At 51.7% G+C, this 13680-nt stretch carries 9 protein-coding genes; 7 read left to right on the top strand and 2 right to left on the bottom strand.

From position 1 onward, the window contains the following. Window positions 1–94: 94 nt before the first annotated feature. Window positions 95–2224, bottom strand: a complete 2130-nt coding sequence (locus VF399_02925) for a prolyl oligopeptidase family serine peptidase (GenBank protein ID HEX7319296.1) — start codon at window positions 2222–2224, stop codon at window positions 95–97. Window positions 2225–2345: 121 nt separating this feature from the next. Here VF399_02925 and msrA point away from each other — a divergent pair, with 121 nt between their 5' ends. The 4 genes from msrA (at window position 2346) to VF399_02905 (ending at window position 7180) form a co-directional block, all read left to right on the top strand. After that, window positions 2346–3320, top strand: coding sequence for a peptide-methionine (S)-S-oxide reductase MsrA (gene msrA, locus VF399_02920; protein ID HEX7319295.1), 975 nt, complete (start codon window positions 2346–2348; stop codon window positions 3318–3320). A gap of 53 nt (window positions 3321–3373) precedes the next feature. Beyond that, a complete protein-coding gene (locus VF399_02915; protein HEX7319294.1) occupies window positions 3374–4120 on the top strand; it encodes a C69 family dipeptidase in 747 nt (248 codons plus the stop codon). Between the two features lie 107 nt (window positions 4121–4227). Then, complete coding sequence (locus VF399_02910) at window positions 4228–5370, top strand: acyltransferase (GenBank protein HEX7319293.1); 1143 nt, start codon at window positions 4228–4230, stop codon at window positions 5368–5370. Continuing rightward, window positions 5363–7180 (top strand): long-chain fatty acid--CoA ligase, encoded by a 1818-nt coding sequence (locus tag VF399_02905; GenBank protein HEX7319292.1) that lies wholly within the window; start codon window positions 5363–5365, stop codon window positions 7178–7180. The genes VF399_02910 and VF399_02905 overlap by 8 nt, the downstream gene beginning before the upstream one ends. A 19-nt stretch (window positions 7181–7199) precedes the next feature. Here the strand turns inward: VF399_02905 and VF399_02900 are convergent, their stop codons facing one another. After that, window positions 7200–7919, bottom strand: a complete 720-nt coding sequence (locus VF399_02900; protein HEX7319291.1) for a type II CAAX endopeptidase family protein — start codon at window positions 7917–7919, stop codon at window positions 7200–7202. A gap of 107 nt (window positions 7920–8026) precedes the next feature. Here VF399_02900 and VF399_02895 point away from each other — a divergent pair, with 107 nt between their 5' ends. The 3 genes from VF399_02895 to VF399_02885 all read left to right on the top strand — a co-directional run bounded on the left by VF399_02895 (window position 8027) and on the right by VF399_02885 (window position 13022). Continuing rightward, window positions 8027–10642 carry a PEP/pyruvate-binding domain-containing protein gene (locus VF399_02895; GenBank protein ID HEX7319290.1) on the top strand — a complete coding sequence of 872 codons (2616 nt, stop codon included), beginning with the start codon at window positions 8027–8029 and terminating at the stop codon, window positions 10640–10642. Further along, the gene (locus tag VF399_02890; protein ID HEX7319289.1) at window positions 10639–12438 is read left to right on the top strand and encodes a tetratricopeptide repeat protein; all 1800 of its coding nucleotides are present in this window, start codon (window positions 10639–10641) and stop codon (window positions 12436–12438) included. The genes VF399_02895 and VF399_02890 overlap by 4 nt, the downstream gene beginning before the upstream one ends. A 65-nt stretch (window positions 12439–12503) precedes the next feature. Beyond that, on the top strand, window positions 12504–13022 hold the full coding sequence (locus tag VF399_02885; GenBank protein ID HEX7319288.1) for a GNAT family N-acetyltransferase: 519 nt from the start codon (window positions 12504–12506) through the stop codon (window positions 13020–13022). Window positions 13023–13680 lie beyond the last annotated feature (658 nt).

Raw genomic sequence — 13680 nt, 5'->3', positions numbered from 1 at the left:
GAATTAATAACGAAGTCCATTTAATCTATTTGGTCTTTTTCGTCTTTTTAGTTAAAAACCAAAAAGACCAAACAGTCTAGACAGACAAAAAAGACTATTTTTTATTGGGTGCTTTCAGACCCAGCTCTTCCATCATGAACGACCACTCATCCACCTGCTCATCGATGCTCTCGGACAGGGTAATGCCGCCGCTGTGGCCGGCGTGTTTGCGCACCAAAAGCAAAATAGGCTCCTTACCCGCTTGTGCCGCCTGCATCTTTGCCGCCGTTTTCATGGCATGCATGGGATGGCACCTGGGGTCGTTATCGCTCGCCTCGAACAGCACAGCTGGATAGATCGTATTCGACGTGACATTATGGTAAGGAGAATATTTCAATATGCATTCAAACTGCGCGGAATCATCCGCACTGCCGTACTCTTCGGCCCAGATGTTTGCGTAGCTGAATTTGTGGTAGCGCAACATGTCCAGTAGGGGTACGCCAACGTAGACTGCTCTGAAAAGCTCTGGTGCCTGCACAAGGGCCGCACCAGTGAGCAGACCGCCGTTGCTGCCGCCGGCAATGCCCAGTTTTTCCGTGCTTGTATATTTGTTGCCTATGAGCCATTTCGCGGCGTATATAAAATCGTCAAACACGTTTTGTTTTTTATTAAGCATGCCCGCTTTGTGCCATTCCTCGCCGAACTCACTACCGCCCCGCAGACCGGGTATCGCGATCATGCCGCCCGATTCCAGCCAGACCGCGTAGCCTGAAGAAAAAGACGGATTCTTAGGAATATTGAATCCCCCGTAGCCGGTCAGATACACCCCATTATTGCTGTTTAGTTTCAAGCTCTTGCGATAAACAAGGAACATCGGGATCAAAGTGCCGTCTTTCGATTGGTACCACACCTGTTCCACAGTGTAGTCGGAAAGGTCAATATCGATCGGCGGCCGGTGAAAAAGGACGAGCGTGTCCCGGCTGAAGTCATATTTAAAAACCGTCCCGGGATATGTATATGAAGTAAAATTAACCCATATATCGGATTTTGACCAGTATCCCCACACCGCGGCGGTACCGAACGTGGGCAAAGGAAGGTCTCTGACGTATTTTCCTTCAAGCGTGAAGATCTTGATAACCGTATGCGCATTATGCATATAAACCGCATATAGCTGACCGGCGATTGTATTGATGTATTCAAGGTTATCTTCGGTCTCCGGAATGATCTCGGTCCAGCTTGACCGATCAGGTTTGTCAATGTCAGTTATCATAACCCGGCGTTTGGGAGCGTCCCAGTTCGTAGTAATGACAATCTTATCATCGATTACATTTATCGAGTATTCAGCGTCCATAAACGTTATAACCGGTATCATAGGCTGGTCTGACCCGAGCTTTTGCAGATACACCTCGTTCTTATAGAACTGTGAGCGGTAGAACAGGATATATTTTCCGTCCTCGCTGACTTCGGCAGAGTGAAAATACTCCTTGACCTTATCATGATAAAACAGCTTGGCATCCTCGCTTGCCATCGTCCCCAGTTTATGGAAATAGACCGCGTCCCAGTAATTTTCCTCACCAGCAGGGACAGTTCTCTTGAGAGGATTAGCAGTATAGTAAAAACCGGAGTTATCCGGCAGCCACGAGATTCCGGCTTGGCGCCAGCCCGCAAGGGAGTCGCGCAAGATCTCTTTCGTTCCTACGACCATAATTTTTATCACCGGGTTTTCTTTGCCTGCCTCTTCCACGCTGTAAGCGAGGTATTTACCGTCCCTCGATGGATAGACCGCGCCCAGCTGTTTCAATCCCCATTGGTTGGGGTCCAGCAGCAACTCCGGACCGGCATTTTCATTCTCTTTAGTGTAGTAGGCCCAGCGCTCCCAGTCTTTTTTAATGACTGAATAAAAGATCCGGTCACCGACAAGAACCTGGTCTGGCGTTGATTCATCGTCATACCGCCTTAACTCAGTGAGCCTCTTCCTCAAATAATCCCTCTGCGGCAATCCGTCAAGGAACTTCCTTGAGATCCTGTTTTGCCAATTAATCCATTCCTGGACCACCGGATCGTCGAAATTTTCCAATCCCCGGAATTCGTCGACGACAACCCGGCCATGCAGAGTTTCGCTGACCGGATTGTACATTTTAGGCCAATGGATCCACTCAATATTTTTCATAGTTGGCAGACTGCATGAACAGACCGCTAACGCTACGATCGCGATAAAGCTGATGGATAAATGCTTTATTATCATAATATCTCCTGGCAAAGGATTATACAGATAGCCATACGAAAATCAATGTCGACCATGCTTGGACATAAACAAAGGATACTCTGTAGTGTCTAAATCATGAAAACTAAAAAGGGGGTTTGGCTTGGGATCACTTGCAATTGCGACATTTGCCGGCGGCTGTTTCTGGTGCGTAGTGCCGGCCTTTAAGAACTTGGACGGCGTCATCGACGTTAAGTCTGGATACACGGGCGGGTTTGTAGAGAACCCGACCTATGAGCAGGTATGTTCTGAAACGACCGGGCATTATGAAGCAGTACAGATCACATATGATCCGGCTAAGGTATCCTATGATCAGCTGCTGACGGTATTCTGGCAGCAGATCGATCCGACCGATGCTGACGGACAGTTCAGCGACAAGGGACCCCAATACCGGACCGCGATATTTTACCACGATGAAAACCAGCTTAAGCAGGCCGTTGCATCGAGGGATGCACTTAAGAAATCAGGATGGTTCAAAAAGCCGATAAGGACCGAGATCAAGCCCTTCAAGGTCTTTTACCCGGCGGAAGAATACCATCAGGATTTTTATCAAAAAAACCCGGCGCGTTATGAAACCTACAAGCTCCTGTCCGGTAGAAAACGGTTTATTGAAAAATTTCAGCAGGACAATGGCACCGAAACGTACAGTGTGCCGCTCAAAAAGGAACTTAAGAAAAAACTCACTTCTGTGCGGTATAAGGTCACGCAAGAAAACGCGACCGAACCGCCTTTTTTCAATGAATTCTGGAACAACAAGCGTGAAGGGATATATGTCGACGTGGTATCGGGCGAGCCCTTGTTCAGTTCTCGCGACAAATTCGATTCCGAATGCGGCTGGCCCAGTTTCACGAGCCCGATCGAACCTGAAAACATTATGGAAAAACAAGATACGACTCAGGGCATGACGCGGACAGAGGTGAGAAGCGCACACGCCAATTCTCACCTGGGCCATGTTTTTTACGACGGACCGGCACCGACTGGCATGCGCTATTGCATAAACTCGGCTTCGCTTCGTTTTATACCCAAAGAAGCCATGGAAAAAGAAGGATACGGCAAATACCTCAAAATATTTGAATAACTCACGTTAAGTAACTCAGCGCTCAAGCGCGGATCAAGGTCTGTGGTTTTTTATTGCGGGATCATTTTGAAAATACAGACTATGACATGACCAAAGGTGTTGACGCCGGCGCGCACGGCCTTCCTTACCGCTGGCGGCCTCTATTCTGGACCATCGACAGCGTGCAGTATGGATGGGAACGTGCAATTTCGACCCAGCCGACCGCATATTCCTTCGTTTCGCAATCACGCTCGTGGCTGCCGGACAAAATCGGCGGCGTCTACTGGTACGGGCTGGACGATACATACGCCTCCTGTTATATTCCCTTTTACTGCGGTAATAACACCGTTCCTGAATCTTTCACCCGCGGAGATCAAAAAAAATTCTCCCGGGACTGCGGTTGGTGGGTTTTCAACTTTGTTTCCAATTACTCAAACCTTCGGTATTGTTACATGATAAAAGATATCCAATCGGTGCCAGGCGAGCTCGAAAGCAGCTTCCTTCAATTACAACCTTCCATTGAAAAAACCGCCCTGGCTCTGTATCGATCGGATACGACAGCAATGGTTGATTATCTTTCAAACTATTCCGTCATTCAGGCTGAAATGGTCGTAGGAAAATGGCGTGAACTTGGGGAACGCCTGGTAACCAAATACAATGACGGATATGTTCAGGATGAAAATGGCGAACGTCAGTACCGGGAATACCCGGAATCCTGGCTAAAAGAAATTTTGCGCACGCGTGCCGAACAGTTTGAACTCGGGAATATAGGATCTAAAGACACGCTGCCATGTGAAGAAGAGATACAGGATGCCGAATAGCCATATGTTATGCGACTGCCAATACACGCCATTGACAAAATAGCAGACAACTGTATAATAACGCGCAGCGCAATAGCCCAATAGCCAAACGGAGGTAACAGGATCTCATGGGTATTATATTCAACTCAAAACTCGCGCAACTGGCGGCTCGAACGCCAGCTACACGCGACCGGTATGTTGACTTCCTGCGGGCAATGAGCATCATGGTCGTGGTCCTGGGACACTGGCTGAGCTCAATGATAGTGAACGATAGTCAGGGAATCAGGGGCTGCAACGCCGTGGGCATGATCCCCGGCATGTGGGCGGCAACTTGGATACTGCAGGTCATGCCGCTGTTTTTTTTCGTCGGGGGGTTCTCGAACATGATCACCTACGACTCGTATAAACGCAAGGGACAATCACTTTTTGACTTTTACCGGACAAGGCTGGTACGTTTGTTCAAACCGACCTTCGCCTTTCTGTTCATAATCGCCCTGATGTACGTGATCATGATCGGTGTCATCCCGAACTGGCAAACGTACGCACGGGTCGGCATAATGGTCGTGCTGCCTTTGTGGTTTTTGGGCGTATACCTTTTCATGGTGCTCTTGACGCCGCTCATGCGCGCGGTGCACCGGCGTTTCGGTCTGGCTATCCCCGCGGCGCTGCTTCTGCTTGCGATCTGCGTGGACATAATCGCGATCAACTCGCAAATACACTTGATCCGATGGTTCAATGTCGCATTTGTCTGGCTTTTTGTGCACCAACTGGGATTTTTCTATGCCGACGGCACTTTGACGCGGATACCCCGCCGGGTGCACGGAGCGATCGCCGCAGCCGGTCTAACCGCCCTCATTGTCCTTACTAATATCGGTGTCTACCCCCGCAGTATGGTCGGCACGGGTTTTGAAAAATTCTCCAATATGCACCCGCCCACAATCTGCATTGCCGCCCTGGCCATCTGGCTGGTTGGTCTGGCCATGCTGTTGCGAAACCCCCTGACGCGGTGGTTGAGCCGAACAAAACCATGGATGGCAGTGATCCTCGCCAACTCCATGATCATGACCTTGTACTTATGGCACCTCGTAGCTTTTGCTTTTGGATATTTGGTCTTGCGCGTTGCCGGTTTTGGGCGGAATATGATGGACCTGTCCAGATTTTGGGTCGAAAGACCGTTATGGATCATCATTCCCGGGATAATTCTGGTCATGCTGGTGATCGCTTTCCAGCGATTTGAAAAAACACCGGCCGGAGGAGGTGCAAATGTATAAGACGGTCTATGAAACATTCCACGACGCGGTTGTGCGCTACCCTGACCGCATTGCGCTCCGGCACAAGGAACAAGGTATCTACCGGTCAATGACCTATAAAGAGCTGAGCGCCATAATCGACGCCGTGGCGGCGGAGATGCGCTCGCTGGGAATAAAGCAGGGTGACACTGTCGCCATCATGTCGTACAACCGACCCGAATGGGCGATGACTGACCTGGCGATACTGAAGCTGGGCGCGATCGTCGTTCCCATCTATCATATGCCGGGTCATGTTCTGCCCCCGGCCAGTGTGAAATACATTCTCAATGACTCTGGAGCGAAGTTGATCTTTGTAGAAAACCGCGAGTTATTGTCGATCGTCGAGCAGATATTGCCTGAAACTCCGTCTATTCAGCGAATCGTCATATTCGACCACGAAGGTAAGACCGATAAGAGAACTATCAGTTTTGCCGATATGAAAACCAGTAGTAAACGCCTCGATACGGCAATAACCGGGATCTCACCCAATGACCTGGCAACGGTCGTCTATACTTCAGGCACCACCGGCGAACCTAAAGGCGTCATGCTCACGCATACCAATATCGTCTCCAACACCGATATCGCGATCAAAAAATTCAATTTTACGCCGGATGACGTTGTGATCTCCTATCTTCCCATCGGCCACATGCTGGAAAGGACCTGCGGTTACTACTCGGTGCTTTTCGCCGGCGGTTCCATCGGTTATGCGCAGGACCTGACGACGGTCGTTGATGATGCCGAAGAGATCCGCCCGACAATTCTGCTGGCCGTGCCGCGGGTCATAGAAAAAGCTTACAATTCCGGGGTCGCCAAGATCACCGGTAGTTCCCGATTCATGCAAATGCTGGTGACATCGGCGATCAAAACACTGAATGAACGGGCGAATCGGATATATAAAAAACAAAAGGTGTCTCTTGGTCTTACCATGAAGTGCGCGGTGTATAAAAAATTAGTCGCGTCAAAATTCAAAAAACTCGGCGGCGGCAGGATACGCGCCATCGTTGTTGGCGGCGCGCCGTTAAACCGTCAGATCGCCAAGATCGTTTATGTCCTGGGCTTCAATATTATCGAAGGATATGGTCTGACCGAAACCGCGCCGGTCGTATCCAGCAATACCGTCGAAGACAATATCCTTGGTACCGTGGGCCGACCGTTCGACAGCATTGAAGTTAAGATCGGCGAAAACGATGAGATCCTGGTTAGGGGCCCGAACGTGATGAAAGGGTATTACCATAAACCGGAGGAAACGGCAAAAGTGCTTGATCCGGATGGCTGGCTGCATACTGGTGACCAGGGTAAATTCGACGAGCATGGCCATCTTGTGATCACCGGCCGGATAAAAGAGTTGATAGTCACGTCCGGCGGGAAGAAGATCCCTCCCGCGCCGATCGAAGCGAGGATCACGTTCAGCCCATTTATTGAACAGGCAGTGGTGTGGGGCGAGAATAAACAGTATCTTGTCGCTCTCGTTATTCCCAGCCGCGAGGCGATCGAGAAGCACGCAAAAGCACAGGGGATCGAGTTCAAGCGCTACGGCGAGCTACTTGAAAATGATGTGATCAAAACGCTTTTAAAAAAGGAGATCTCCAACGCGATCGCCGATCTGCCTTCGTACGAAAAACCAAAGGCGTGCATACTGCTTGAAGAAAGCCTTACAGTCGAACATGGCATGCTCACACAGACCTTGAAACTCAAAAGGAACCGGATCCAGGAAGCTTACCAGGAATTATATGAAATGATGTACAAGGACAGGCCGGCGACGGTTAAGTACCGGAATATTATCTACTTTTAGCGCTTTTTAAGCGCACCGGTCAAGCCCGCCACATGAAATATATCAAGACGAGTGCGGTATCGTTTATGAGCAGATGGGCAATGACCGGTCCGATGATGTTGTTCTTTCTAATCCTCACCCAACCAAAAACATAGCCAGCGATCACAGCTCCAATTATCCCGAGGATGAACATGCCGATCCCGGGGAGAATGCTGGAAACTCCAAAATTCCTGAACATTACTTTTAATGCCGGAACGATATGCCAGACGCCAAAAACAAAGCTTGATACAATCAGGGCCCGTGGCCGATTTTGTTCTCTCAATAACAGGCCAAGAAAAATACCACGGAATAGCATCTCCTCGAAAAGAACCGTGCCCACCGGGATCCGGACAAGCAACCTTCTTATCAGACCTTCCTGATCGACCTCATCAAGATGGATCGCGGGCAGCGATATACCGATCTTGGGCAAGATCACCAGCGCAATATAAAAAGGAATAATGATGATCGCTGCCAGGCATATCCCCAGCCCCAGGCTCGTCCAAAAACCGCCCGCTCTTATCCCCGCATCAGCTGGCCGGAAATTCCAGTAACGGTGTGCGTATGACCACAGAATGATCAGTACAAGGACGTTCAATCCCACATACAGTCGCGCGTGTACTGCCGGCGGGATCAGATTAACGACATTATTGTACAAAATCAAGAATAAACCACACTGTACGACCGGTGAACCGAGATCTCCCAGGTGCATTTTTGTTCCCATACCCATATCATGATAGTCTACCCACTCAGCATTACTCGTCAAGGAGGAGCGTTCCGCTAGGTCGCCCGCGGCTGTTGACACTTTATGCCGGTTGATTATGATATTGCGTGTCGCTAGCCGATCTGATAATCGATCTAAGATCTCGTCATCAGCCTTCGACCGAACAAGTCGGCGGTAAAGCGCGCAACCTTTTCATCCTTCGTAAGTATGGCTTGCCCGTGCCGCCCGGTTTTTGCCTTACCTGCATGGCGTATGAACAGCATGTTAACGAACGCTTAAGCATGCCATTGCACGACGCTCTCGGGGATATCCAAAAAGCAAAAAAGAATGACCGGCCCAAAATCCTGGCCGGGATCCGCCGTCAGATACTCGAACCGACCATCGATCCCCAACTGGTCAGGGGGCTACTTGAATACTATTCAACATTGAAGGCTCCGCTCATGGCGGTCCGTTCGTCGGCGACCGCCGAAGACCAGGCGCGGTTATCCTTTGCCGGGCAATATGAAACAATCCTGGGCGTTAGTTCGTTCCAAGGTCTTCAGACCGCCGTTAAAAAGTGCTGGGCTTCGCTGTGGAGCGAACGGGCATACGAATACCGCCGGAAGAACAACATCGCCCACGCTTCGCTGGGGATGGCGGTAATCGTCCAGCGACAGGTTCCCGCGGACTTTGCCGGTGTTGCCTTCACGCGTGATCCGGCGACCGGTGGGCAGGACAAAGTGATGATCGAATATGTCTCTGGTTTGGGTGACCGGCTGGTCTCAGGCCATGCCGCGCCGGACCGGGCGACCGTGGTCAAGTGCGGCGGCAAGATCTCCAAAACCCCCTCCGCGGAGACGACCGGACGCGGGCTCGATCCCGGGATTATCAGGAAGCTCGCCGTTCAGGCGGTCCGGATCGAGAAAAAATTCGGCGTCCCGCAGGACATCGAATGGGCGGTGGCTGGTAAGAAAATATTTATCCTCCAGACCCGGCCCATAACCACGGCGCGCGCGGAAAGCAGTTGGGAAGACCGCCAGATATGGACGAACGCCAACACCGGCGAGGTGCTTCCCGACGTGGTCACGCCCATGACCTGGACCGTGGTCGTGCCGTTCGTCAAATGCATCTTCGACTCATTCCTCGGCATCGTCGGCGCTGAGCTGGGCGACATCGTCCTGTTCAATCGCATAGCCGGCCGGGCCTATTTCAATCTCAATACCCTTGCTGGCATTTTACGCAGCATACCCGGCTTCCGGAAGTTCGATATAACGAACGTTTTCGGCGGCGCCCAGGGTTCCATGGGTGACATGGGGAACCTGACGATCGCGGACGAAGACATCCCCGTGATCCGGTTCAAGGTCTCCCGTGCCTTCCTTTTCCTGCCCCTGCGCACGCTCCAGCTCCTCACCTTCAACCCGAAAACGGCCATAAAGGACCTGGAAAATATCAAAACCAATATCGAACGCCTTTACAAGTATGACCTTGCCGGCCTTTCCGATGACGATCTTTTCGGCCTATGGCGCGAGGTGTGTGATAAGATATATTCCACTATCCATCAGTCAGGATTCCTCGCTCTGGCCATGATGTACTACACGAACCTGGATAAACTGTGCCAAAAATGGTTCAAGGGCCGGCCCGGCGAACAGACCAACCAATTGCTCGCTGGCATCGGCGATATCGAGCCGGCCAAGGCCGGCCTGGCCCTTTACGAACTGTCCCGGTCCGCCCGACAGCACCCAGTGTTACTGCGGAACATTTCGGGTCGGCAAAATTGGCAAGCTCTGCGGCCGCGGATCGCGCGCGTGAAAGACGGTCGGGAATTCCTTCACGCCTGGCATGATTTCATGATCCGGTACGGCCATCATACCGGCAGCGAGATCGAACTCATGAATCCGCGGTGGAGCGAGTCCTCCGATTTCGTCCTGGGCATGATCCGCAATTACCTCAGAGCCTCGGATACGGACGGGAACCCGACCGAGCACTATGACCGCGTCACGGAGCGCCGCGTCAAACTCACCGCCGATTTACGCGCGAAACTCAAGAATCCCGTTCATCGATTCGTTTTCAACTATTACCTGCGGAAGGCCCAGCAGGGCAGCGTCATCCGGGAGAATTTGAAGAACATGTGGATGAAGGCCTGGTTTGTCATACGCCGCATCATCCTGGAATTCGGGAACCGACTTCGTCAAAGGCGCATCATATCGAAGGTCGATGATATTTTCTTCCTCCGCATGGAGGAGATCGGTCCGCTATTAAAAGGCTCCCCGCGCTCCGGCGTCCGCGGTCTGCTCAAGGAACGGCGCCGGGAGTACGATCTGGACCGGACCATCACGCCGCCCAAGGTTATCAGGGGGGTCTTCGATCCGCGCAGACACCAGCCCGAGCCGGTGGCGCAGGGACAGCGGGTCATGACCGGCCTCGCGGTCAGCTCCGGCGTGGTCCGGGGAAAAGCCCGGGTCATCCTCGACACGCGTTCCAGGGAGACGGTCAGACCCGGCGAGATCCTCGTCGCACCCTTCACGGACCCGGGCTGGACGCCTTACTTCATGTCCGCCGCCGCGATCGTGGTCGACATGGGAGGTTTGCTGAGTCACGGCAGCATTGTGGCGCGGGAATACGGGATACCGGCCGTGGTGAACGTAGGGCCGGCCACGAAGATAATCAGGACCGGTCAGATGCTCGAGGTGGATGGCGACCAGGGAACCGTCCGGATTATAAATCAGGGAAAACACGGACCATGAAACTACACTGGAAACGCATGAGCATTGATCCGCTGGGCAGTGGCCAGGCGTTGATGGCGCTGGCGATTATCGTCGCCGTCACCTATGCTGCCACCGACTATAACAAGCTGGGGCTTGAAGCATACAAAAAAGGCAACTATAAACTTGCGGTCGAATATTATACAAAATCCCTGGAACAGGACCCGGGCGAGGCGCAGGCATATTTTAACCGGGGGCTGGCGTACATAATGACCGGGAATCATGGCGCAGCCTGTGATGATCTTGCCAGCGCGGTCCGGTTGCGTCCGGATTTTGCGGCGGCCTACGCGAGCCGGGGCGGGATCTACATAAAAACCGCCGATTACGACCTGGCGATCAAGGATCTAACCAGAGCGGTCGAACTGGAGCCGAACAACGCCGCTTTTCGCACGGACCGGGGCACTGCTTATTACAGTATCGGCAAGACCGAATTAGCAATAAAAGATTACTCGGCTGTGATCGAACATGACAGCCGAAATGCCAGGGCATTCTGCAACCGGGGGATCGCGTATTTAAAAAAAGAATCTTATGAAACCGCGATCGCGGACCTCTCGCGCGCCATTGATATTGATGCCAAGTATGCAAAAGCATATTTCCAGCGCAGCATTGCCTATGAACATAAAGGTCTTTATGAAAAATCCGACGCCGATCTGGCGATGGCGGCGAAACTTGATAAAGAATATGCCGGTAATGAAATTTTGGGAACCGTCTCGAAAGCCGACCGATATTATCGCCGGGGATCCGACCTGTACCGCAAACATGACTTCGAGAAGGCGCTTGAAAATTTAGACCGGGCGCTGGAGCTCAAACCGGCCATGGCGCAAGCCTATGTACTCCGGAGCACGATCTACACTGCCCAGAAGCAATATCCCAAAGCGGTCTCCGATCTTATCAAAGCGATCAATATCAATTCCAAAGATGATTCGCTCTTTTTCCGGCGCGGGAACGTTTACTGCGAACTAGGCCAAAAGGATAAAGCGCTGAAGGACTTTACCAGAACGATCGAGCTCAACTCGCGCTACAAAGAAGCTTATTTTAACCGCGGTATTATCAAGCTGGACGCGGGCGAGTACCAGTCCGCGATCAACGATCTCACGAAGGCTATTGGCATCGATGCCGGTTACGCTGCGGCATATTGCAGCCGGGCTTCAGCCTACCTCAAGGTCAACAACTACAGGAGCGCCGCGGCTGACTGCGACAAGGTCCTTGCGCGCGATGCCAATAACACGACCGCCCTGGTCAACCGGGCGATCGCTTTCTATAATACCGGTGATTACGAAAGCACTATAAAGGATTGTTCCCGTGCGCAAACACTCGACCCCGCAAATATCATGGCTTACACGTTCAGGGCGCACGCATACCTCAAGAAAAAAGAAGTAGAGGAAGCCGTAAAGGATTACACCAGGGCGCTGGAACTAAGACCTGACGACCCGGAACTGCTGTTCAACCGCGGGCTGGCGCATACGCTGATAAAAGAATGGACACGGGCGCTGGAGGATTACAGCAGCGCCCTGAAGCTCGATCCCGGGCACGTGAAAGCCTATTTTAACCGGGGGACCGTTTATTATTCCAAGACCGAATATGCCAGAGCGGTCAAGGACTTTACCAAAGCGATCGAGCTGAGCCCGTTGTACGTTGAAGCATACTATAACCGCGGTATCGCCTACGATAAGAACGGCAACCGCGATTCCGCCGTCTGGGATCTAAAAAAAGCGGCGGACCTGGGGTTTGACCAAGCAAGGAAATTCCTCATCGACCGTTTCGGCATCGCTTATTGAACCGGTACCGCATCGTGTTTATCATATCCTTGACCGCCTTGCGATAATGACTATAATCTTAGATCATGCCCGACCAACCCGGTAAAGTAAAACCCACGATCCGCCGTGCCACGATCAGCGACCTCAAGGCGATCACGGATATCTACAATGAATCGGTCGTGCTTTCGGTCGCGACCTTTGACACCGAGCCCAAGACCATGGACGACCAGGTCGTTTGGTTCAAAAGCCATGGTCCAAAACACCCGATCCTCGTTGCGGAGATCGGACCGGATGTTGTCGGCTGGTGTTCATTGAGCCCGTGGTCTGACCGGTGCGCTTATTCAGACAGCGTCGAGCTGTCGATCTATATCAATGCCGGCCATCAAGGCAAGGGGATCGGCACCGAGCTTGTGCGCGCGGTCTTGCTGGAAGCGACCAAGCACCACCTGCACTCGGTCGTCGCCCGCATCGAAACGAGCAACAGCGTGATCATCCACGTCCTGGAAAAATTCTATTTTCAGAAAGTCGGCGTCCTTAAGGAGATCGGCAAGAAATTCAACCGCCGGCTCGACGTCCTTATCATGCAGCTCATTATCACCGGATAACCCAGCACTTTTTAACACCACCGCAGAACAAATCATCGCATACTGCTTTTACAATAAATCGTATTTGTTGCTCAATCGGTCAGGTTTCAAAAAGTGCTGGGCACTTTCCAAACAATATCATCCGCCTGCATCGGACTATTACCATTACGAAGGGCTTGTGACTCTTTGCCGGCTCCCGCCCCTCCTACTCACTTCCCTCCCCCTGCGGGAGGGAATAAGAGGGAGGGGAATAAAACCGAGCCATTAGTCCACAAATTCGAATTTGTGGACAGGTGCTCAATAATGTTTTTCTCTTCAACTTCAAAACTATAATGAATTCTATAAAAACGTTTTACGTCCAAAATATGTTCTGAAATATCGGTAGTTTTATGGCATGAAACTATAAAATGTATGGCAGGTCAGTTTTCGTTCCTTGCCATGGATACTAACCACTGAAAAGTTCAGATTTGAAAAAAAGCAGAATCGGCTGTTTGTTTGTTGTCATGGCGAACGCTCTTTGTGCGCAACCTTTCACCCCCTCCTTTTTCCTCCCCCCTCGAGGGCAGCATCAAAGACTAAACCCTCACCTTATTCCTCTCCCTTGGAAAGGGAGAGGGTAGGGGTGAGGGATAACTGGAGTCCTGTTAGGAGGAGGGTAAGGGTGGGGGGGATAACTGGT

The organism is bacterium (assembly GCA_036382775.1).
Lineage (GTDB): Bacteria > Hydrothermota > Tepidihabitantia > SM23-42 > JAOAFX01 > DASVHD01.
This window is presented reverse-complemented; position numbering and strand designations above follow the sequence as displayed.

What these genes read in the sequence shown, in the direction of transcription:
- VF399_02925 (HEX7319296.1), bottom strand. Translation starts at nt 2,224, where the DNA reads ATGATAATAAAGCATTTATCCATCAGCTTTATCGCGATCGTAGCGTTA.
- VF399_02910 (HEX7319293.1), top strand. Translation starts at nt 4,228, where the DNA reads ATGGGTATTATATTCAACTCAAAACTCGCGCAACTGGCGGCTCGAACG.
- VF399_02905 (HEX7319292.1), top strand. Translation starts at nt 5,363, where the DNA reads ATGTATAAGACGGTCTATGAAACATTCCACGACGCGGTTGTGCGCTAC.
- VF399_02900 (HEX7319291.1), bottom strand. Translation starts at nt 7,919, where the DNA reads ATGGGAACAAAAATGCACCTGGGAGATCTCGGTTCACCGGTCGTACAG.
- VF399_02890 (HEX7319289.1), top strand. Translation starts at nt 10,639, where the DNA reads ATGAAACTACACTGGAAACGCATGAGCATTGATCCGCTGGGCAGTGGC.
- VF399_02885 (HEX7319288.1), top strand. Translation starts at nt 12,504, where the DNA reads ATGCCCGACCAACCCGGTAAAGTAAAACCCACGATCCGCCGTGCCACG.